The 20,554-nt window shown below is 42.6% G+C and carries 19 protein-coding genes and 1 riboswitch; of the genes, 8 read left to right on the forward strand and 11 right to left on the reverse strand.

Going from position 1 to position 20,554, the window contains the following annotated elements:
• Window positions 1–41 precede the first annotated feature (41 nt).
• The 3 genes from ACW6QP_RS08265 to ACW6QP_RS08275 all read right to left on the reverse strand — a co-directional run bounded on the left by ACW6QP_RS08265 (window position 42) and on the right by ACW6QP_RS08275 (window position 2,400).
• Window positions 42–1,343, reverse strand: coding sequence for a hypothetical protein (locus ACW6QP_RS08265; protein WP_457910395.1), 1,302 nt, complete (start codon window positions 1,341–1,343; stop codon window positions 42–44).
• 156 nt (window positions 1,344–1,499) lie between these two features.
• Window positions 1,500–1,880, reverse strand: a complete 381-nt coding sequence (locus ACW6QP_RS08270; RefSeq protein ID WP_457910396.1) for a PH domain-containing protein — start codon at window positions 1,878–1,880, stop codon at window positions 1,500–1,502.
• A 154-nt stretch (window positions 1,881–2,034) separates the two neighbouring features.
• Window positions 2,035–2,400: a DUF2200 domain-containing protein gene (locus ACW6QP_RS08275; RefSeq protein ID WP_457910397.1), complete on the reverse strand. Its 366-nt coding sequence runs from the start codon at window positions 2,398–2,400 to the stop codon at window positions 2,035–2,037.
• Window positions 2,401–2,513: 113 nt separating this feature from the next.
• Window positions 2,514–2,622: riboswitch (TPP riboswitch) on the forward strand.
• A gap of 54 nt (window positions 2,623–2,676) precedes the next feature.
• Between ACW6QP_RS08275 and pnuC the strand changes: the two genes are divergently transcribed.
• On the forward strand, window positions 2,677–3,282 hold the full coding sequence (pnuC, locus tag ACW6QP_RS08280; RefSeq protein WP_457910398.1) for a nicotinamide riboside transporter PnuC: 606 nt from the start codon (window positions 2,677–2,679) through the stop codon (window positions 3,280–3,282).
• Complete coding sequence (locus tag ACW6QP_RS08285; protein ID WP_457910399.1) at window positions 3,251–4,276, forward strand: acyl-CoA dehydrogenase family protein; 1,026 nt, start codon at window positions 3,251–3,253, stop codon at window positions 4,274–4,276. The genes pnuC and ACW6QP_RS08285 overlap by 32 nt, the downstream gene beginning before the upstream one ends.
• A 49-nt stretch (window positions 4,277–4,325) precedes the next feature.
• Here the strand turns inward: ACW6QP_RS08285 and ACW6QP_RS08290 are convergent, their stop codons facing one another.
• Window positions 4,326–5,297: a fasciclin domain-containing protein gene (locus ACW6QP_RS08290; protein WP_457910400.1), complete on the reverse strand. Its 972-nt coding sequence runs from the start codon at window positions 5,295–5,297 to the stop codon at window positions 4,326–4,328.
• Window positions 5,298–5,370: 73 nt separating this feature from the next.
• On the opposite strand from ACW6QP_RS08290, the gene ACW6QP_RS08295 reads away from it, so the two are divergent.
• The 4 genes from ACW6QP_RS08295 to ACW6QP_RS08310 all read left to right on the forward strand — a co-directional run bounded on the left by ACW6QP_RS08295 (window position 5,371) and on the right by ACW6QP_RS08310 (window position 8,916).
• Window positions 5,371–6,039 carry a toxin-antitoxin system YwqK family antitoxin gene (locus ACW6QP_RS08295; RefSeq protein WP_457910401.1) on the forward strand — a complete coding sequence of 223 codons (669 nt, stop codon included), beginning with the start codon at window positions 5,371–5,373 and terminating at the stop codon, window positions 6,037–6,039.
• 48 nt (window positions 6,040–6,087) lie between these two features.
• Window positions 6,088–6,492, forward strand: coding sequence for a lipocalin family protein (locus ACW6QP_RS08300; RefSeq protein WP_457910402.1), 405 nt, complete (start codon window positions 6,088–6,090; stop codon window positions 6,490–6,492).
• Window positions 6,493–6,759: 267 nt separating this feature from the next.
• Entirely contained in the window at window positions 6,760–7,950 is a 1,191-nt protein-coding gene (gene mnmA / locus ACW6QP_RS08305; protein WP_457910403.1) for a tRNA 2-thiouridine(34) synthase MnmA, read from the forward strand.
• A 21-nt stretch (window positions 7,951–7,971) separates the two neighbouring features.
• Window positions 7,972–8,916, forward strand: coding sequence for an NAD(P)H-dependent flavin oxidoreductase (locus ACW6QP_RS08310; protein WP_457910404.1), 945 nt, complete (start codon window positions 7,972–7,974; stop codon window positions 8,914–8,916).
• On the opposite strand, the gene ACW6QP_RS08315 is transcribed toward ACW6QP_RS08310, so the two are convergent.
• From ACW6QP_RS08315 to guaA, 4 genes are read right to left on the reverse strand one after another with little or no spacing between them, the layout of a single operon-like run.
• Entirely contained in the window at window positions 8,913–9,449 is a 537-nt protein-coding gene (locus ACW6QP_RS08315; RefSeq protein ID WP_457910405.1) for a DUF922 domain-containing protein, read from the reverse strand. The genes ACW6QP_RS08310 and ACW6QP_RS08315 overlap by 4 nt on opposite strands.
• On the reverse strand, window positions 9,446–9,847 hold the full coding sequence (locus ACW6QP_RS08320; protein WP_457910406.1) for an OsmC family protein: 402 nt from the start codon (window positions 9,845–9,847) through the stop codon (window positions 9,446–9,448). Before ACW6QP_RS08320 ends, ACW6QP_RS08315 begins: the two co-directional genes overlap by 4 nt.
• Window positions 9,825–11,780 carry an amino acid ABC transporter substrate-binding protein gene (locus tag ACW6QP_RS08325; protein ID WP_457910407.1) on the reverse strand — a complete coding sequence of 652 codons (1,956 nt, stop codon included), beginning with the start codon at window positions 11,778–11,780 and terminating at the stop codon, window positions 9,825–9,827. The genes ACW6QP_RS08320 and ACW6QP_RS08325 overlap by 23 nt, the downstream gene beginning before the upstream one ends.
• A gap of 30 nt (window positions 11,781–11,810) precedes the next feature.
• Entirely contained in the window at window positions 11,811–13,343 is a 1,533-nt protein-coding gene (guaA, locus tag ACW6QP_RS08330) for a glutamine-hydrolyzing GMP synthase (protein WP_457910408.1), read from the reverse strand.
• 79 nt (window positions 13,344–13,422) lie between these two features.
• Here guaA and ACW6QP_RS08335 point away from each other — a divergent pair, with 79 nt between their 5' ends.
• Complete coding sequence (locus ACW6QP_RS08335) at window positions 13,423–14,151, forward strand: SIMPL domain-containing protein (protein ID WP_457910409.1); 729 nt, start codon at window positions 13,423–13,425, stop codon at window positions 14,149–14,151.
• A gap of 3 nt (window positions 14,152–14,154) precedes the next feature.
• On the opposite strand, the gene ACW6QP_RS08340 is transcribed toward ACW6QP_RS08335, so the two are convergent.
• From ACW6QP_RS08340 to bshC, 3 genes are all read right to left on the reverse strand, one after another.
• Window positions 14,155–14,601 (reverse strand): YybH family protein, encoded by a 447-nt coding sequence (locus ACW6QP_RS08340; RefSeq protein WP_457910410.1) that lies wholly within the window; start codon window positions 14,599–14,601, stop codon window positions 14,155–14,157.
• Window positions 14,602–14,742: 141 nt separating this feature from the next.
• Window positions 14,743–16,107, reverse strand: coding sequence for a pyridoxal phosphate-dependent decarboxylase family protein (locus ACW6QP_RS08345; RefSeq protein WP_457910501.1), 1,365 nt, complete (start codon window positions 16,105–16,107; stop codon window positions 14,743–14,745).
• 1 nt (window position 16,108) lies between these two features.
• Window positions 16,109–17,722, reverse strand: a complete 1,614-nt coding sequence (gene bshC / locus ACW6QP_RS08350; protein ID WP_457910411.1) for a bacillithiol biosynthesis cysteine-adding enzyme BshC — start codon at window positions 17,720–17,722, stop codon at window positions 16,109–16,111.
• A gap of 115 nt (window positions 17,723–17,837) precedes the next feature.
• Between bshC and ACW6QP_RS08355 the strand changes: the two genes are divergently transcribed.
• Window positions 17,838–20,318 carry a M14 family zinc carboxypeptidase gene (locus ACW6QP_RS08355; RefSeq protein ID WP_457910412.1) on the forward strand — a complete coding sequence of 827 codons (2,481 nt, stop codon included), beginning with the start codon at window positions 17,838–17,840 and terminating at the stop codon, window positions 20,316–20,318.
• Window positions 20,319–20,554: the final 236 nt, after the last annotated feature.

Consider the following 20,554-nt stretch of genomic DNA (forward strand, 5'->3'; position numbering starts at 1 on the left):
CACCAGAAAGGTGACTTTTTTTATAGCTTAGAGTTTTGATTTTAATTTCCAGTAAATAAATTTTCAAACGGGGCATACTCCAGTTGAATAATCGAAGATTCTGCATTTTGAAATTCCTGAATAACTGCATTATAATCCAGGTTATTATTCAATACAATTCCGTTGCGATGCGATTTCAAGGTGGAGAAAAATTTCACTTCAAACCACACCTTGTCTAATACTTCCTCCTCTTCGGCTGTTAGCTGATCTTTGCCGTCTATGATAAAGCCCATTTTCTTCCGGGCCAGGTTTTTAATTTCACCGGCTGCTTTTTCATTGGTAGGCATATTTCGTAATGCTCCTATCATATAAATGACTTTCCCGTAATAAACTTCCTCAACGTACTCATTTCCGTATTTTAATTCAAAAAGAGATGAATCATTCTCCCTTTCTTCAGTAAGGCTTTGACTCTCTTCGAGTGCAGGAACGAAAGAATTGCTGCCCTTCTTATACTTATAGTTTAAAGTAAGAACTTCATCTTCGGTAACCGGATACTGCTCAATAATTGATTGGTAGAGCTCTGTGTTTACTGCGAACTTCGTTGCAAAAGTGGAGTGATCGTAATAAAAGTCAGAGAAATACCTATAAACCGGAATCTCCTCAACAGGGTCTGCATCGTACTGCCAGCTTGGATTATGAGAAAAAGATTCGTCTATCTCACGATAGTTCCCTTCGGGATTATCAAATGGGTTAGCCAGCGGAACCTGGTTGCTCGTTAGTATTCCGGTACCCACAGCCTCGGTATAGGGATAGACCTGGTTCAGAATAATCACCCCGTCTTTTTTGATGCTAACTGTTCTGGTGTCTGCATTTTTATCAAAAACAGTTAAACTTGATGCGCTATTATCGGTCCTGGTAAATTCTACAGCGGCCAGGTCGCCTTCCTCATATTCAAATACAGAGGTGCCTTTTTCGCTATATACTTTTTTTATTGAAGGCAGGCCATTTTCATATTCGGTTTCAAACCAAAGATCACCTTCGCGGGTATAATATTTGGACCAAAGAGGTTTATTGTCTTCACTTCGGCTTACTTCCATATATAAATGCTGCTGCTCTGTGCTGGAATAGATTTTAGCCGATTTTATATACCCGTTTTCGTAATATTCGAACTCATCATCGGGTTGGTCCTGGCTGTCTATATGTTTAGCCTCTTTTATCCAGCCGTTCGAATAAGTACTAATAATCTGGAAATAATCACTGGATTCTATGGAATAATCGGTTTGTTGAATATTGTCATCTTTCTGGCAGGAAGAAAAAAGAAGGATCGCTAAAACTATTAGAGATTGAAGCTTGCTTTTAAACACAGTATGTTTTTTTGGATTTTTAATTTTGAATGCACAGCCGGGCAAAATGCCAAAGGCTTATCCAATGAGTAGGAATTTTCTGAAATTTGTTACAGAATAATCATCTGAATAGTTCACGCCTTATTTCAATTTATGGATGGTGACGGCAACCGGGGATTATTTTTTATCCTGGATTATATTTATGCCTGGATTGATTTCCCTGATTTTTTGAACAAAAGATTCATTAGATTCGGGACTTATATAGATTTCATCGTACTTGTTGTACTTAATGATCAATCCCTTTTTGGCTAAAGCCGGTTTTAATCCCACCCACAAGGTTTTTCCGACAACTATTTCCCGAATTTTATCAATTTCAATTTTACCTTTTAGGGGTCCACTTCGATAAAGGAAAAATTTATCAGTTAATTCATAATTTGTTGAAAGTAATGCCCAATAGAGTGGTATTAAAAATAAAAGCATCACTAAATCGGGCAGAAGAAAAACAGAAGTTAATGCTTCCCCTTTTAAAATACGATAGAATATAATCCCTACGATCAAGCCGGTTAAACTATAAGTTATCACCTGAAATAAAATACCTTTTTTGGCTTCAAACCTCATCTGTTGTACTTGAATTCTATAAAAATCTTCTGAAGGAATTATTCCCAGGTGCTCTTTCCGCTACCTAAGAATCATTAATCTATAGCCGGCATTTCTATCCTTCCCTCAATATCTTCTCCATTTTTTTGCCTTTGGCCAACTCGTCTACCAGTTTGTCCAAATAGCGCACCTTTCGGGTAAGCGGCGTTTCGATCTCTTCGATGCGGTAGCCACAAATCACGCCTTTAATCAGTTCGGCATTTGGGTTGAGCCTGGCCTGTTCAAAAAATTCTTTAAAAGTTGATTTTTGAGCTATATGCTGCTTGATTTCCTGTTCATCAAAGCCGGTGAGCCAGCTAATTACCTGGTGTAATTCGGTTTTGGTTCTGCCCTTTTTCTCAACTTTGGTTACATAATGCGGATAAACCGAAGCGAAAGTGAGTTCGGCCATTCTTTTGTCGTGTTCGGGAGTGGTGGTCATAGCTTTAGAAGTTTTTCAATTTTAAAAATGAGGATTTTTGCCAGGATTAGCGATAGTTTTTTCAGTATAAAAATAGCAGTCGGTCTGGAATTCAGCAAAATAATTATAGCTTTGCGGTAGAAATGGGGTGCTTGCCACAGGCAGGCTGAGATGATACCCGGGAGTTTTTGCTCTGAACCTGATCCGGATAATGCCGGCGTAGGAATTTCCAAAAATTGAACTGCCCTGCTTTTCAGTGCCTTCATCTCCTCATTTCATTGGAAAAATAAGATGACAATGATCGAGGAATTTTTTTTTCAACTCACCTGGCTGCAGGCTATAGGAACTATTTTCGGAATTACCCAGGTCTTGCTGGCCCGGCAAAACAATATTCACAACTATCTTTTCGGTATAGTTTCTATTCTCATCAGCCTTTGGGTGATGTACCGCTCAAAACTCTATGCCGATATCCTGCTTAACCTCTATTACCTGGTAATGAGTATCTATGGTTGGTTTTTCTGGAAATACGGAAGCCGTAAAAAACAAACTCCCATCTCCTACTCCGATAAATTTGAAACCCTCACCGCCCTGGGCATCGTGCTGGTTTGCTTTAGTATAATGAGTTACTGGCTGCGTTTTCACACCGATTCTGATGTGCCTTTCTGGGATTCGGCCGTGAGCGGATTTGCCTGGGCCGGGATGTGGTTAATGGCCAGAAGAAAAATTGAAAACTGGATATTTCTAAACATAAGCAACAGCATCGCCATCCCGCTGCTTATCTATAAAGAACTGTATATCTATGCCGGCCTAACCGCCTTCCTCTTTATCGTGGGTACTTCTGGATATTTTAAATGGCGAAAAATTATAAGAAATGAAAGAGAACCTCAATTTGCAGGAACTTAAGCAATATGATTTCAGAAATCCTGAATTTTCCAAAAAACTGCTGGACCAGATTTCCCGACTCAATCTCTGGAATCTTTGGGTGCCGAAAAGCTATGGCGGCCTGGAGTTTTCCTTTTCTGAAGGACTTCAGGTTCTCCAGAAACTGGCGAGGATAGACGGCAGTTTGGGCTGGACGATCACCCTGTGCAGCGGGGCCAATTATTTTATCGGAAACCTGAAGCCTGAAGCTGCTAAAGAAATTTTTGTCCATCCTTCTTCAACAATTTTGGGCGGCAGCGGAGGCGTTTTTGGAACGGCCGAAAAACAGGGTGGAAATTATAAAATTTCAGGTACCTGGAAATACGCTACCGGTGCGCCCTACTTAAGCCATTTTACCCTCAATGCAAAAATCACCGAAAATGGCGAAGTTCTTCGTGATGAAAATGGCGACCCGAAAATTCGCTCTTTTGTAATTCCTTCAGAAAAAGTGGAAATTATCGACGACTGGACAGCGATGGGATTAAAAGCCTCAGCCACCCAGTCTTTTAGGCTGAAAGATATCATCGTACCTGAAAATCAAAGTTTTATTTACAACGAATTCTACCTGCCTCAGCCAATTTTTAAAATTCCCTTTGCGGTTTTTGCCGATTTAACGCTCTGGGTAAATTATATAGGTATGGCGACTCATTTTCTTTCTGAAGCTGAAAAACTAAAAGAAGCACAGCACTTCAAAAAGCTAAAAACTCTTTTGGTTACCGCGAATAAAAAAATCGCACATTTTGCTTCAGCTATTGAACAAACGATTTCTACAAATGAAAGCCCTAAACAGGGTTTTAGGGAGGAGATTCACCTTGATGCGGCAACTTCAGTCAAACAAATTTCAGCAGCGATAATCGAAATTTATCCTAAGCTGGGAATTGCAGCCTGCAGTGAAGATCATAGCATCAACCAAATTTTCAGGGATTATTTCACCGCCACCCAGCATCATATTTTTACTAAAAAACAAAACCCCTGAGCCTTCATACCCAGGGGTCTTCGCAATAACAGCTAACAAGCAACAAATTTTACATTTCAGGAAGGATAACAGTATCCAAAGCGTGAATTACTCCGTTATTGGCCTGCACATCTACGGCAACCACAGCAGCGGTTCTACCATTGGCATCGGTAAGGGTCACAGGATCTCCAAGATTCACGGTAAATGAATCTCCCTGTAAAGTTTCAACCCTCATTCCATCACTAAGATCTGAAGATCTCACATTGGCATTAGCCACCACGTGGTAGGTCAAAACAGTCGCAAGAGTTTCAGAATCAATATCATCTAAACTAGCTACTCCTAGTTCGTCAAGTAAAGCTACAAAAGCATCGTTGGTAGGGGCAAAAACAGTAAAAGGTGCAGGAGCTTCGGTCATTGAAAGAGTTTCTACAAAGGTGTAATCTTCCTCACGAGTTAGGGCCTGTACCAAAATTTCGAAATTAGGGTTGGCCACTGCAAAATCTACAATGCTAGGCAATCCAATCACGGCATCTACCGCGTGAATCACTCCGTTATCAGCATCGATATCGGCATTGGTTACTTCGGCCATCCCGTTGATCATTACTCCATCATCTACATTGATGTACATGCTCAGGTTCTCATCACTGGCCATCCCGGTAGCCATAGTACTCACATACATATTTGAAAGTGAACTGCTCATCACTGTTCCTTCCAAAACGTGGTTAAGCAGAATTTCTCTTAAAACCGGAACGGGTACCTCATCAAGAGAAGCGAATCCGTTAGCCGATAAAAATGTATTAAAAGCAGCGTTGTTTGGGGCAAATACGGTGTAGTTGGTATTTCCATCTAAGGTTGCAGTTAAACCGGCTGCGTCTAAAGCCGCTGCAAGTGAAGAATAGCTATCGTTATTGGCAACAAAATCGGCTATACTATTAGAGGGAACAATAATGTCTCCTGCTTCGTCATCGTCGCTGCAGGCCAAAAATCCGGTGGCTAAAAAAGCAACCACTGCGATTTTACTTAGTTTTGAAATAAAATCCATAATTCAGAGTTTTTATGTAACGTTGTAAAAGTATTTCAGCTTGCTCAAAAAAACTGTTTAATCTTTGTTAATAATGTTTAAACAAAAGATAATTTTAATTTTCCTGCTCTCTTTCACGATGCTGGAGGCCCAGGAGCCTGTAAATCAAACCGATGCGCAGGGCCGTAGACACGGGCATTGGCAGACTAATTTCGAAGGTACTTCAGAAAAAAAGTTTGAAGGAGAATTTAAGCACGGGAAAGAAATTGGCGAATTTAAATTTTATAAAAAGGGCTTTCAGGAGCATGCTTCAGCAATAATGATTTTTTCAGAAGAAAGTGATACGGTAAATGTCACCTACCACACCCAAAAAGGAAATCCCATTAGTACAGGAAAAATTCTGGATAAAAAACGGGAAGCCACCTGGGTGATTTATCATCAAAATACCACAGATACGATGCAGGTAGAACATTATCGCGATGGAGAGTTAGACGGGCAGCAAATCACTTATTTCCCAAACGGACAAATCACTGAAATCGCGAATTATAAGGAAGGTAAATTGCACGGCAGCAACCAGGTGTTTTCAGAAAACGGGCAATTGCTTCAGGATTTTAATTACAAGGCAGGAAAATTACACGGGCCTGTGACCTATTACAACAAGGAAGGCGAGAAAATTATTGAAGGCCAGTACAAAGACGATAAAAAATCGGGCACCTGGAAATATTATGAAGCAAACCAGCTAAAAGAAAGCATAGAATATTAATAAAATCGATTTTTACCTATATTTAACTCACTAATAAAAACCATAGTTATGAAAAAAGTAATTGCATTAGTTTTTAGTTTAAGTCTTTTAATCGCCTGTAGCAGCGACGATGATGCCGGAGGAGCCGATCCCATCATAGGAACCTGGACCGCAGTTGAAATAAATGAACCTACAGGTAATTTTCAGTTAAATGATTGTTCCAGGCAGTCAACAATCACCTTTAAGGCCGATAAAACTGCAGAATCTGAGTTTTATTCAAATACCTCAGCCGGAGAATGCGAAAGCGAAACCAATATTGCCGATTGGCAAAATGAAGGAGCCGGAGTCTACACCTTTGATATTCCGTTTTTTGGATCTCAAACCGGCCTGGTTAGTTTTGAAAATAACAATAACCGCTTCGTGTTTTCACTCACCTCGGTTCCCGGAGCCAGCATAACTTTTGAGAGAGAATAGGTTAACCTTTCCGGATTAAAAATATCGAGGCTGTCTAAAAAGCTTTAGAATATCAGTTTGTCACATTGAGCGCAGTCGAAATGGCTTGCAAAGAAGAGAACAAATTCTCGTCCCGATAGCTATCGGGACCGCTCGAATTGACATCTAATATTCATTTTAGACAGCCTTTTTTTGTGCGGCATTTTCCCGGGTCACTAACTTTATATTATTTCGTAATTTTGCAGCCCGGTTTCCGACTGTAGAGCGGAGACCATCAAAAACAGCTTCATGAAAAAGAAAGTGGTAGTAGGATTATCGGGCGGAGTAGATTCCAGTGTTTCGGCTTATTTGCTTCAGCAGCAGGGCTATGAGGTAATTGGCCTGTTTATGAAAAACTGGCATGATGATTCGGTGACTATTTCCGACGAGTGTCCCTGGCTGGACGATAGCAACGATGCTATGCTGGTTGCCGAAAAATTGGGAATTCCCTTTCAAACCGTAGATCTTAGCGAAGAATATAAAGAACGCATCGTAGATTATATGTTCAACGAATACGAGCAGGGCCGCACCCCAAATCCCGATGTGCTTTGTAACCGCGAGATCAAATTCGATGTTTTTATGAAAATCGCTCTTTCCCTGGGTGCCGATTTTGTTGCTACCGGGCATTATTGCCGCAAAGCAGAATTTGAAAAAGACGGGAAAACCATCTATCAGTTACTATCCGGAAAAGACCAAAACAAAGACCAGTCCTATTTTCTTTGTCAGCTCACCCAGGAACAACTTTCGAAAACCCTTTTCCCTATTGGGGAATTGCAAAAATCGGAGGTTCGTAAAATCGCCACAGAACAGGATCTGATCACTGCCGATAAAAAAGACTCCCAGGGTCTTTGTTTTATCGGGAAGGTTCGCCTGCCCGAATTTCTGCAACAAAAACTTCAGCCAAAAGAAGGCCTAATTGTAGAAATTCCTGCGGAAGATGTTCAATATGCCGAAACAACTCCCAGCTTCAGCAACAAACAGGAGGAACTGGATTTTCTCTCGAAAAAATTCGAGTATTCAGCTGGAGACGGCAAAGTGGTAGGAAAACATCAGGGCGCTCATTTTTTCACTAAAGGCCAGCGCAAAGGTCTGGCTGTGGGAGGTACACCCGAGCCACTTTTTGTAATCGATACCGATGTAGAGGAAAATATCATCTACACCGGCCAGGGTAAAGATCACCCCGGCATTTACCGAAAAGCGCTTTTCGTTAAGCAGGATGAAGTGCATTGGGTTAGAGAGGACCTGGCTTTAAAAACCGGCGAAAGCAGGGAACTGATGGCTAGAATCCGTTACCGTCAACCACTTCAAAAAGCAAAGTTGCATCAAACCGAAAGCGGATTGTTTATAGTTTTCGAGGAACCACAGGCTTCCATTACCGAAGGTCAGTTTGTGGCCTGGTATGAGGGAGAAGAATTATTAGGTTCGGGGGTTATTTCTTAAATTCGGGCAAAATTCTTTCAAATGCCCGAAAACAGAATAACCCAACTTTTCAATATAAAATATCCTCTTATCCAGGCGGGAATGATCTGGGCCAGCGGCTGGAAACTCGCCAGTGCGGTAAGCAATGCCGGCGGACTTGGAATTATTGGAGCAGGCTCTATGTATCCTGAAGTTTTAAGAGAACATATCCAGAAATGTAAAAAAGCAACTTCTCTGCCTTTTGCAGTGAACGTACCTATGCTTTATCCCGATATCGAAAAGATTATGGAAATCATCATCGAAGAAGGGGTGAAAATAGTTTTTACCTCGGCAGGGAATCCAAAAGTCTGGACCAAACATTTACAGGAAAACGGAATAAAAGTAGTTCACGTGGTGAGCAGTGTGAAATTTGCCCTGAAATCGCAGGAAGCCGGGGTTGATGCCGTGGTGGCCGAAGGTTTTGAGGCCGGTGGCCATAATGGTCGTGATGAAACCACCACTTTTACCCTCATCCCGATGGTCAAGGAAAAAATAGAAATTCCGCTTATCGCTGCCGGGGGAATTGGCAACGGCAGTGGAATGCTGGCCGCTATGGTGCTGGGTGCCGATGCCGTGCAGGTAGGCAGCCGCTTTGTAGCCAGCCACGAGGCATCTTCACATCCCAACTTTAAGGAAATGGTAGTAAAAGCCGGTGAAGGGGATACTATACTAACTTTAAAAGAACTGGCACCGGTTCGCCTGTTGAAAAACAAATTTTACCAGGATATCGAACGTTTGTACCAACAGCCTCACGAAAAGGAAGATCTAATTAAACTTCTGGGCAGAGCCAGGGCCAAAAAAGGAATGTTTGAAGGTGATCTTGAAGAAGGGGAGCTGGAAATAGGGCAAATTGCCGGTTTGATTCACGACATAAAGCCTGCCGCACAGATCGTCGAAGAAATGATTGCTGAATTTAAGCAGGCCAAAGCTCGCGTGGCCGAACTCTAAGAACTGAATTTTGAGAGTTTTTGCAGCTCTTCTTTTATGAATTGCTGCCAGAACTCCTCCGCTTCTTTATTTTGACTGTGTGAGGTCTCCCTGTCAAATCTTTGTTGCAGTTGCTGCCTTTCTTTTTCGATTTGATTGTAAATGCGGTCCAGGTCTCTTTTTAAATTACGCCCGGGAACGTATTGGTCAAGAGCCGCTTTAAGTTTGCGGGCATAAAGTTCAGAAATATCAAAATGCAGTTGTTCGTGCCTTAGCAAATAATTGCTTTTGGATTCAGGTTTTACCCAGGATTTCAAAGGATAAAAATTGGCTTTAACTTCATAGGTTAAGCCGGTATCATCTGCATATCCCCAGCCAAATGAAAAACCCGAATTGGTGTTGGCCGAAAAGGGCATCCGCGATTTTGGCTCGGCTTTAAAATCATTCCAGGATAATCTATGATTCTGTCGCCAGGTAATTTTTTCAGATTGAGTTTGGGAAATCGCTTCCGAAGAGAATAAAACAAGGAATAAAAAGCAAAAAATTAACCTCATCGGTACCTAAAACTTATTTGCTTTTCCAGCTCTGGATGCAGGCTTTGAATCACCGGGCAGTTACGACCCGTATTTTCAAGAATTTTGGTAATCTTTTCTGAATATTTCTGAGGCATTTCAACCTCTACCTCTACCCTGGAAATCCGCCGCGGATTGGCGGCCATAAATTTCGTTACGCTGGCTTTGGCGCCGGTCATATCTACCTGAAGCTCTTCAGCCTTGATTCCCATAACGGTAAGCATACAGGTTGCCACAGCCGTGGCCACGGTATCGGTTGGAGAAAAAGCCTCGCCCTTACCGTGATTATCTACCGGCGCATCGGTGATCATTTTAGAACCGCTTTGCAGGTGCTCGGCTTCAGTTCTAAGCTGGCCCTTATAGATTACGCTTGAAGTCATTGACATCTCTTATTTTAAGGTCATTATCTATGCGAACTATATACACCGCATCATTTAAGAAACCACCCCCCGAGCGCGGACTGTAATGGAATTTATTCTCGTGATATTCGGTATAGCCCCTGTATCTTTCAAAAGATTCATATAGATCTTCGGCGCTGGCAAGCCTTAACAAAATATCCAGAGTGAGGTCATATCCCCGCACTGCATATTGATTCGGGGTGCTGCCATAGCGCTCTTTATAATTCTCTAAAAATTCTGCTGAAGTTTCCGAATCATATTCGCGATCTACCGAAGGATAGTGGAAATTCAATTTCGCCAAATGCTGAATATTTATCGCGTCGCTATCGTAGCTGTTGTTTTTGTTGGTAGTGAATAAGGTGATATTTCGGTTTCTGGCCAGGCGGTTAAGTGCTGAAGTTGCACTGCTTAAAACCGCCACATTTTCAGATTCCAGAATCACCCAGTTATCCCGGCCTTCTACCATCGCATTCCCCAGCTTGCCTTCGCTTACGTGCCCATTCTCAGGACTAATGAATCGGGCGGTGGGAAACATTCCACTTAAACGGTTTTTGATTGCATTCGAGCCGGCATCGGCTATAATTACAAGGTTCTTCCCCTGTGTTTTTTGCTCCAGATAACTCAGCATAGCCTCGGCCAGCATATCATCGGTAGGCCGGCTTTGAAAGAGGTTTTCCATAGGTCGCATAGACCGGTTTGAAAGCGGGCTGATTACCGGTACTCCCTGGGTTCTGAGCTTGGCCGCAGCCGCCTCGGTAGTATTCTGTAAAAACGGCCCAATCACTGCATCTACATTGCTAAAATTATTGGCATTTATAATATCGTTTACCCTCCCTACATTTTGACGGGTATCAAATTTTCTTAAGTTTACATTTATACCCAGGCTTCGTGCTTTTTCGGCAGCCAATAAGGCCCCGCTATAGAAATCAAGAGAAATTCGCATCACCCGCTGGTCTAAAATCGCCTTTTTATAAGCCCTGGTTGAATCGCCTTCAATTTTATTGAGATTTAAAGGCATCATCAACACGATTTGCTTCTGGCTGAAATTGGTGATATTCTTTTCCAGGTCCAGTTTTTCGAAAACCCTGTCTGCATCACTGCTAAAATCTTCGGTTTCATCGCTATCCAGATTTCCTACTCCCTCATCACGGGTAGGCACCTTTAGCACCATTCCGGTTTTTAAACCATCGGCCAGAGCAGGATTTAAGGCTTTGATGCTATCCTGGCTTACATTGAATCTACGGGCAAGGCTATATAAGGTTTCCTGAGGTTTTACCTCATAAAACCTGAAATCTTCATCCATTAAGATCACCGGTTCATCCAAAACATCGGTACCCACGCGCAACATAATCCCGGGTTGTAAAACCTCAACTTTTGGGTTGAGTTCTTCCAGTTCACTTACGGTTAGACCATATTTTCGGGCAATTCCAAATTTAGTTTCTTTCGGAAGCACAACATGCTCGCGGGTTTCTGAAATTTCGGTTCTGGGCTGAGGGCGTGGTGCCTGGTTTTGAGCTACGGCCTGTTTTTCGGGAATTTTGATCTCCTCTCCACTCCTTAACTCTTCAGAATACAAATGCGGATTATACCTCTTGATATCATCTATACTCACTTCATATTCTCTCGATAGACTAAATAGAGTTTCCTTTCGCTGAACCTTATGCGTTCTGAAACTTACCTCCTCCTCGCGAGCTACTTTACCTTCAGAAATAGGAATCACCAGTTTTGCAGATACCTCTATGCCATTTCTGGCATCGGGATTATACTTATAAACCGCTTCTTCGCTAATATTGTAAGATTGTGCAATACTATACACGGTTTCACCTGCTTTCACAGTGTGGTATTTATATTCCTGGCTGTGAGCAGAAACCGTAAACAGCTGAAATATAAAGCATAATATAAGAAGGTATCTCATTTGGTAAATTTTAAGTGAGCAATGCAAGAACTATTCCCATTCTATAGTTGCCGGGGGTTTGGAACTTATATCATATACTACTCTATTAACGCCTTTTACACGGTTTATTATGGTATTGGAGGTTTTTTGTAAGAATTCATAAGGCAAATTCACCCAATCGGCGGTCATCCCATCGGTAGATTCTACGGCTCTCAAGGCTACCACTTTTTCATAGGTTCTTTCATCTCCCATCACGCCTACCGATTGCACCGGAAGCAAAATCGCTCCCGCCTGCCATACCTTATCGTACAACATCCAGTCTCTTAGACCCTGGATGAAAATATCGTCTACTTCCTGCAAAATTCGAACTTTTTCGGCGGTAATATCGCCAAGAATACGAATGGCCAATCCCGGTCCCGGGAAAGGATGTCTCCCTAAAAGTTCTTTGTCAATTCCAAGCTCGGCACCTACTCTTCGCACCTCATCTTTAAACAGCATTCTAAGCGGTTCTACGATCTTTAGCTTCATAAAATCGGGAAGCCCTCCCACGTTGTGGTGGGATTTAATCGTTGCTGAAGGTCCTCCATTCACCGAAACCGATTCGATAACATCGGGATAAATGGTACCCTGGGCGAGATAGGTTACATCTTTAATCTCGTGAGCTTCATCGTCAAAAACATCGATAAAGGTATTTCCTATGGCCTTTCTTTTAAGTTCGGGGTCGCTAATGCCTGATAGCGCATCGAGGAATCTTGCTGAAGCATCTACACCTTTCACATTAAGACCCATATCTTTATATTGATGAAGCACGCTATCAAACTCGTTCTTTCTCAATAGTCCGTTATTCACGAAAATACAGTACAAATTCTTACCTATGGCTTTATGAAGTAATACCGCAGCCACCGAGGAGTCTACTCCCCCACTCAGGCCGAGAACCACTTTATCATCCCCGATCTTTTCTTTAAGCTCAGAAACGGTAAGATCTACAAAAGCGCCCGGAGTCCAGGACTGCTCTACACCCGCGATTCTTACCAGAAAATTTTCCAGCAGTTGCTTACCATCGGTTGAATGATATACCTCGGGATGAAACTGTATCGCAAAGGTCTCTTCTCCCTCTATGCGATAAGCGGCATTCAGCACATCGGTAGTACTGGCCAGGCGTACGGCATTTTCGGGAAGTTCTTTAATGGTATCACTATGGCTCATCCACACCTGTGAATTTTCCATAATATCTTCAAAAAGCGCTTCAGAATCTTTAATTACTGAAAGGTTCGCCCTTCCATATTCCCGAACATTCGAAGGTTCCACCCTTCCGCCGTTAAAATGGGCGAGATATTGGGCACCATAGCAAACCGCCAAAATCGGCTTTTTACCTCGAATTTGAGACAGGTCGGGATGCGGGGCATCTTCGGCTCTAACCGAGAAGGGACTCCCCGATAGGATCACCGCTTTAAAGCCTGATAAATCTTCTGGAATTTTGTTGTAGGGATGAATTTCGCAGTAAATATTGAGTTCTCTTACACGCCTTGCAATAAGCTGAGTATACTGCGAACCAAAGTCTAAAATAAGTACGTTTTGTTGCATAGGCAAAAGTAAGAATTTGAGAGAAAAATAAAATTATCGAAGCTTTTATTTTCTATCTTTATTCTTCAAGTTTATTATTATGCTGAAGATTGCAAGTTCCATTCTTTTTTCGCTGGCAATAATCATTGCCGCAATTTTAGTTACCAATGCCTACCGCGATCGCGGAAATCCAAAGGGCGTGATCTCGGTTACCGGTTCGGGTAGCGAAGACTTTAATTCAGATCTTATTGTTTGGGAAGGTCGCTTCAGCAGAATTTCGCCAAATCTGGAAAAGGCTTATAATGATCTTAACCAGGATAAAGAGAAAGTTCGGCAATATCTGCTTCAGAAGGGAATAAAAGAAGCTCATATCATTTTTCTTTCGGTAGAAACCAATGAACAAAGGGATAATCAATATCAAAATGGAAATTATGTGGGCAGTGTCTTTCGCGCCTATGAACTGGTTCAGAAAGTGAAAATAGAATCTTCTGAAGTGGAACTCGTAGAAAAGGTATCGCGCGAGATTACCGAACTGCTCAATACCGGGGTGCAATTTAACTCCAGCCCGCCCAGGTATTACTACACCGGCCTGGCCGATCTTAAAATCGAAATGATCTCCAAAGCTACCGAAGATGCCAGGATTAGAGCCGAAAAAATTGCTGAAAACAGCGGCGGTAAACTGGGAGACCTACATCGTGCCTCTATGGGGGTTTTTCAAATCACCGGGCAAAACAGCGGCGAGGATTATAGCTGGAGCGGGGCCTACAACACTGCCGATAAAAGAAAAACCGCATCGATAACGATGCGGCTGGAATATGAAATAGATTAAAATTTATTGACCAGAACTGCTGCTTACCACATCCCGGTAAATTTGCCAGTCGCCATCTATCTTTTTCCAAAGCGCCATATAACTTCCCTTATCTACTTCTTCTCCCGAAGCAGTGAGCACACGGTAGCTTCCGGTCTCTGTGGCAAAATCCCCCTGATGAAAAACCTCATTTTTAGTTATCTCGATTTTCATTTTATTTTCCATCATCGATTTATGAGCCTCGCCAATAGCCTTTCTTCCGTTAAGGCTCGGGGATCCAGGAACATTCATCTGTGCATCTTCAGCATAGATTGCGGTAAAGCCTTCCAGGTTTCCAGAATTTATGGCCTCTGCCAACATCTCATTTTTTTGCTGTAGAATCTCTTCTACCTCAGTATTTGAGGAATTTTGTGCCAGTACAGGCAAGCTGCCTATAATGAAAATGATAATAAATTTTAGCATTTTTTCCATATCGGTTTTATTTTAATTTTTGTGAACATCGGCTAAAAGTAAGGCGGTGATACCAGCTATTTCGCTACCTACTAAGATATCCGGTTTCCAAATAAAAAATGCAAGTCAACCGGAATTACAGAAAAACCTGCCCACAAAAATTTATTCCAGGGTATCCAGAATCATATCTATATCTTTCTCGGTAGTATCGGGGTTGATAAAACAGAATCTTATAATGGTCTCTCCTTTCCAGGTGGTGGGAGTTACCAGCGCAAAACCTTCATTATGATTTTTATAGGTCCAGTCTTTATATTTCGCGGCATCCCAGCCCTTTTTTCTGAATAACACCACCGAAAGACTTGCCGGCCTCACCATTTCCAGGCCTTCCCTTTTTTCAATTTTTTCTGAAGCAATTTGCGCCAGTTCAATACCGCGTTCTATGGCTTCCCGGTACTTGTTGGTGCCGTGCATCGCCAACGAAAACCATAGCGGAAGTCCGCGTAACCTACGGGTGAGCTGAATCTGATAATCGGCCGGGTTGAAACCCTGGGCGCCCGGGTCTTTAAAAATTTCCAGGTACGCGCCTTTTTGGGAATGCGCATTGGCCGCAATCTTCATATCCTTATAAATTACAGCACCGCAATCATAAGGAGAAAAAAGCCATTTATGGGGGTCTATGGTAATACTATCGGCACGCTCAATTCCTTTAAACAAATGCCTTACCGAGCTGGCCGCAAGGGCGCCCCCGCCATAGGCACAATCTACGTGAAACCAGAGTTTTTCCCGCTCACAAACTTCTGCGATACTGTCCAGGTCGTCTATGATTCCGGCATTGGTCGTTCCTCCGGTAGCCACCACGGCGAAAAGCCGGGCTCTTTCTTCTTCTGAAAGTTTTTTAATAGCAGCCGCTACTTCGTCTCCGGTTAAAAATTCGTCTTCAGAATTTATGAGAATCACCTCGGCATCCATCACCCGGGCCATTGCCTGAATCGAACTATGTGCGCCGTTCGAAGTCATCAATAAAGCCTTTCTATTTTGATTCTTTTCATCTCTTTCGCGCCAGGTCTCTCTCCCTGCCACTAAAGCCGAAAGGTTGGCAGCGGTGCCTCCACTGGTAAAAACCCCAAAAGCGCCTTCAGGTAATCCTGTAAGGGATACCAGCCATTTCATCGCCTGATTTTCACAAAAAATTCCGCCGGCGCCTTCCATCCAATAGGCCCCGTGAATACTCGAAGCTGAAGTCACCAAATCGAACATTATCGCGGCCCGGGTTGGAGCTGCGGGAACAAAAGCCAAATGCCGCGGATGGTCGATGGGCACCGTGGCTTTCACCAACACATCCCTGAACAACTGAAAAGCGGTTTCCCCGCCAATCCCCCCGGGGGTGATGGTCTCGCCTACAATTCTTAACAGGTCGCTTTCTTTTTTAGGAGCTCCCAGATCGGGGGTGACATTGGAGATACGATCTATGGTATATTTCATGACATCAAGGGTCATTTCCACCAAATCCATATCTATGGTATGCATTCTATTCTTTTCCAAAGCTGATAATTTTAAAATTCGCCTCTAAAGGATTGAGTTCTTCCAAAAGCCGGTCGATTAATGCCGGGCCATATTCAGCATAAAATTCTGAAAAATTGGTTTGTCTTTCCTGCAGGCTTTTATTGGGAAATAATTCATTCTGAAGTTCGGCAATGCGGCTCACCTCGTCTTCCAGCTTTCGTTTTTGAGCTTTCAGCAGGCGTTTTTCAAGGTTTTCCAGGCCTTTTAATTGTTTTACTTCCTGGGCCTTTACCGCTCCCAGGAAAGATTTATCGGTTTTTTCGGCCAGTTCATACATTTGCTGAAACTGGTTAACTAAATGCTCTTTTTGGTCTGAAAAATCGATATCGATATTCGAAATCTGTCGCACCTTGCGATTGATGAGTTCGTGTTGTTTCAAAAACAACTCTTTCAATCCAATATTTAATTTTTGACGCTTTTCATCGAGCTTTTCGGTTTGAAGCAAAGCTGAATTCCGCAGAAGCAGGATGGGAAAAGGCACATTTTCAGCTTCAAAATAAGATTTAAGCTGAAGCCAGTATGCCAGCTCTCCCCCACCTCCAATATAACAAAGGTTGGGCAGGATCACTTCCTGATACAAAGGCCGCAGCATCACATTGGGGCTAAAGCGTTCGGGATGCTTCTGTAGTTCTTCCAGAATTTCTTCTTCGCTCCACTGAATTTCGGTTTCGTTCACAAAATATTTCCCATCCCGAAGCAGGATTCGCTCGCGCAATTCTTCAGTTAAATAAAACAAATTGATCTCCCGCGGGTTCACCTGGATATCATAATTCGCTTTTTGAAGCATTTCAACAGTTTCAGATACCTTTTCGCTGGAAACCTGCTTTAAAAGCTCATTTTTAGCATAGGGAGCAAAAAGTTTTTTGAGTTCCCTATCCTGCCCGTCAACAATTACAAGTCCCTGCTCCTTAAATAATTCATTAGCCAAATAGCGAGTGGCTTCAGTTAAATTTTCGTGTTTCAGATAGGCATTTTCGAAAAGTTCTTTCAAATAAGCTGCATCGCGCCCACCACCAATTTCAGCAGAGAAAAGTTCAAACACCTCCTCGAGTCCGCTGGTAGATAAATAACCTACCGCAGTTTTTCCTGCACGAGCTTCAGCATTAGCCCATTTAAATTTCTTTCCGTGGAGATTAAAAAACGCGATTTCTTCAAAATCATGATCTTCAGTAGCCATCCAGTAAACCGGCACAAAATGATGAGCCGGATACTGTTTTTTAAGAATGCGGGTAGTATTTATGGTCGAAACTATCTTATAAAGAAAATACAGGGGGCCTGTAAACAGGTTTAACTGGTGCCCGGTAACCACCGTAAAGGTGTTGGAATCGCTTAAAGCTGTAATATTCTCAGCAGTGGCTTCAGAAGTTTCTAACTCCTCATATTGCTTTTGGAGGCTTTGCGCCAAAATCTCCCTGTGTTCTTGTGGGAAAGAAGATTTTTCTTCCAGTTGTTTTCCGAAGTTTTCCAGCTCCGGAAAACGGTGATAAAACGGCCTGATCTCTTCTTTTTGAGCCAGATAATCCAGGATGATTTTTGTAAAATAATTAGTGTCTTGGTACGGGATACACTCGGTTGGCATTAGCTGATTTTTGGAGGTGTAAAGATACCCAAGTTAGTAATTTTATACACTAATTTTAAGTTAATTTGGCGGGGAAGTCTATCTTTACGGGAGTTAAGACAAACTAATTCTATTAATGAAAGCAAATTTCCTCTACTTCTGTTTGCTGGTTTTCAGCTTCAATTTCCTTCACGCACAATTACAATCACCAAAAGAATTTCTGGGTTATGAATTGGGCACCGAATTTTCGCGGCACGCCGATGTGGTTCGCTATTTTGAACACGTAGCCGAAAACTCTCCCCTGGTAAAATATCACACCTACGGAAAAACCTACGAGCGCAGGCCACTTACCTATGCGGTGGTTTCTTCGGAAGCCAATCACAGCAACCTGGAAAACATCAGGAAAAATCATATGGCTTTTAGCGGGATAGAAACTTCTGAAGCCGGGGCAGATAAAGCCATTGTCTGGCTAAGCTACAATGTTCACGGCAATGAAGCCTCCAGCACCGAGGCTTCGATGAAAACCCTTTACGAACTGGTTACCAACCGAAAAGATTTACTTGAAAATACGGTGATCATCATTGATCCCTGTGTAAACCCCGATGGCCGCGATCGCTATGCCAATTGGTATAATCAGGTAAAAGCTGAACCTTACAACAGCTCACAGGCTGCAGCCGAGCATCACGAAGCCTGGCCGGGAGGACGCCCAAATCATTATTTGTTCGACCTTAACCGCGACTGGGCCTGGGCCACTCAAATCGAGACCAGGGAGCGATTAAAAATTTACAATCAGTGGTTGCCTCATATTCACGTAGATTTTCACGAACAGGGAATAAATGAGCCCTATTACTTTGCCCCCGCTGCCGAGCCCTTTCACGAGATTATTAGTCCGTTTCAAAGGGATTTTCAAACCAGAATCGGGAAAAACCACGCCAAATATTTTGATGAAGAAGGTTGGTTGTATTTTACCAAAGAACGCTTTGACTTGCTTTACCCCAGCTATGGCGATACCTACCCTACTTATATGGGGAGTATAGGAATGACTTATGAACAGGCAGGCCACGGCCGGGCCGGTTTGGGCATAGATACCGACGAGGGTTATGAGCTAAGCCTGGTAGATCGCGTGGCACATCACCACACCACCGGAATTTCTACCATTGAAGTTGCGGCTCAAAATGTGGAAGAATTGAACAGGGAATTCAGGGACTTTTTTGATAATTCAGATCTTGAAATAAAAAGCTATGCCTTAAAAGGAAATGCCGATAGGATTGAAAAGCTAAAGAACGTACTGGATCGTCACGAGATTGAATATGGCTATGCACAACCCGGGCGTTTAAATGGTTTTAATTATACTGAAGGCAGGCGGGCTAATTTCAATGCCGATGAAAATACTTTGGTGGTTTCTACTGCACAACCCAAGGGGAAAATGGTAAATGTGCTTTTTGAGCCCAACACCAAGTTAAGCGATTCACTTACCTACGATATTACCGCCTGGAGCCTGGCCCACGCTTATGGCCTGGAAGCTGTTGCCTCAACGAGAACGGTGGCCACAGGAACTCAACCTCAGGTAGAACCAATCGAAAATACTCCTCAACCTGCTGGTGCCGGTTATGTATCTAAGTGGAATTCGGTACAGGATGCTAAATTTTTAGCAGCCTTGCTCAAAGAAGGCATCAAAGTGCGGTTTAGTGAAAAAGCTTTTGAAAACCAGGGAGAAAAATTTGGTCGTGGCAGCCTGGTGATCACCAAAAGCGACAACCGGAAATTGGAAAATTTTGATGCTAAAGTAACCCAGATTGCGAATGAACAAAACAGGAAACTCCTGGCAGCCACTTCAGGGTTTGCCGGCAGCGGCCCCGATTTTGGCTCGCCCGATGTAAAGATCATTAACAAACCCGAAGTTGCAGTTTTAAAAGGTGAAGGAACTTCTTCCCTGAATTACGGAGAGATCTGGTATTTCTTTGAGCAGGAATTGGAGTATCCCATCACCTCGATCAATACCGATTATTTTAAAAGTGTAGACCTAAACCAATTCGATGTACTGGTAATGCCCGAGGGAAATTATTCAGACATTCTGAACGAAGCCGGAAGCAAAAAAATCCAGGACTGGGTAAAAGCAGGTGGTAAGCTCATCGCCATTGGAAGAGCCTTAGGTAATTTTGCAGGCAAAGAGGGGTTTGGTCTCGTTGAAAACAAAAAAGAAACCGATACTACAAACGCTGCAAAACTCATCCCCTATGCTCAAAGAGAACGCGAAAGCGCTAAAAATCTAATTACCGGTAGTATAATAAAAACGACTATCGACAATACTCATCCTATGGCCTTTGGCTATGATCCTGTTTATCACAGCCTGAAATTGAGCAATAACAGCTACGCCTTTTTAAAGGATGGTTATAACGTAGGTTATATCGAAGAACCTCAAATCGTTTCTGGTTTCGCCGGAAGCCGCGCCACCAAAAACCTTGAAAATTCACTGGTTTTTGGAGAAGAACGAATGGGAAGAGGCAGTGTAATCTATCTGACCGATAATCCCCTGTTCAGGGCTTTTTGGGAAAACGGGAAATTGTTTTTTGTGAATTCAATCTTCTTTGTGAATAACGATGTGGTGAGATTGTAATCCCTAAGGGCATTGTACCTTGGTTTTTGAGCCACCAAGGCTCCCTAGGCCCGAAATTTAAACTAAATACAGGCTGAAAGCCTGAGACAATTCAGCCAGGTGTATAGCGCCTGGCTTTTTTTAATTGCGGGTATATTTCAGGCTGAAGGCCTGAGATAAAAATTAGTCCAAAATTTGGGCTCCCCCAATCCTCAATGTTTTATCAATTCTTTATGAAGAATAAAGTTTAATTTTGA

The sequence above is a fragment of the Salegentibacter haimaensis genome, assembly GCF_054121495.1.

Bases quoted from the DNA above. Each gene is read 5' to 3' on its own strand.
- ACW6QP_RS08325 (WP_457910407.1), bottom strand. From the start codon at position 11,780: ATGAGATACCTTCTTATATTATGCTTTATATTTCAGCTGTTTACGGTT.
- ACW6QP_RS08345 (WP_457910501.1), bottom strand. From the start codon at position 16,107: ATGCATACCATAGATATGGATTTGGTGGAAATGACCCTTGATGTCATG.
- ACW6QP_RS08310 (WP_457910404.1), top strand. From the start codon at position 7,972: ATGCCCGAAAACAGAATAACCCAACTTTTCAATATAAAATATCCTCTT.
- bshC (WP_457910411.1), bottom strand. From the start codon at position 17,722: ATGCCAACCGAGTGTATCCCGTACCAAGACACTAATTATTTTACAAAA.
- mnmA (WP_457910403.1), top strand. From the start codon at position 6,760: ATGAAAAAGAAAGTGGTAGTAGGATTATCGGGCGGAGTAGATTCCAGT.
- pnuC (WP_457910398.1), top strand. From the start codon at position 2,677: ATGATCGAGGAATTTTTTTTTCAACTCACCTGGCTGCAGGCTATAGGA.
- ACW6QP_RS08295 (WP_457910401.1), top strand. From the start codon at position 5,371: ATGTTTAAACAAAAGATAATTTTAATTTTCCTGCTCTCTTTCACGATG.
- ACW6QP_RS08290 (WP_457910400.1), bottom strand. From the start codon at position 5,297: ATGGATTTTATTTCAAAACTAAGTAAAATCGCAGTGGTTGCTTTTTTA.
- ACW6QP_RS08320 (WP_457910406.1), bottom strand. From the start codon at position 9,847: ATGACTTCAAGCGTAATCTATAAGGGCCAGCTTAGAACTGAAGCCGAG.
- ACW6QP_RS08355 (WP_457910412.1), top strand. From the start codon at position 17,838: ATGAAAGCAAATTTCCTCTACTTCTGTTTGCTGGTTTTCAGCTTCAAT.
- ACW6QP_RS08335 (WP_457910409.1), top strand. From the start codon at position 13,423: ATGCTGAAGATTGCAAGTTCCATTCTTTTTTCGCTGGCAATAATCATT.
- ACW6QP_RS08285 (WP_457910399.1), top strand. From the start codon at position 3,251: ATGAAAGAGAACCTCAATTTGCAGGAACTTAAGCAATATGATTTCAGA.
- guaA (WP_457910408.1), bottom strand. From the start codon at position 13,343: ATGCAACAAAACGTACTTATTTTAGACTTTGGTTCGCAGTATACTCAG.
- ACW6QP_RS08275 (WP_457910397.1), bottom strand. From the start codon at position 2,400: ATGACCACCACTCCCGAACACGACAAAAGAATGGCCGAACTCACTTTC.
- ACW6QP_RS08315 (WP_457910405.1), bottom strand. From the start codon at position 9,449: ATGAGGTTAATTTTTTGCTTTTTATTCCTTGTTTTATTCTCTTCGGAA.
- ACW6QP_RS08300 (WP_457910402.1), top strand. From the start codon at position 6,088: ATGAAAAAAGTAATTGCATTAGTTTTTAGTTTAAGTCTTTTAATCGCC.
- ACW6QP_RS08340 (WP_457910410.1), bottom strand. From the start codon at position 14,601: ATGGAAAAAATGCTAAAATTTATTATCATTTTCATTATAGGCAGCTTG.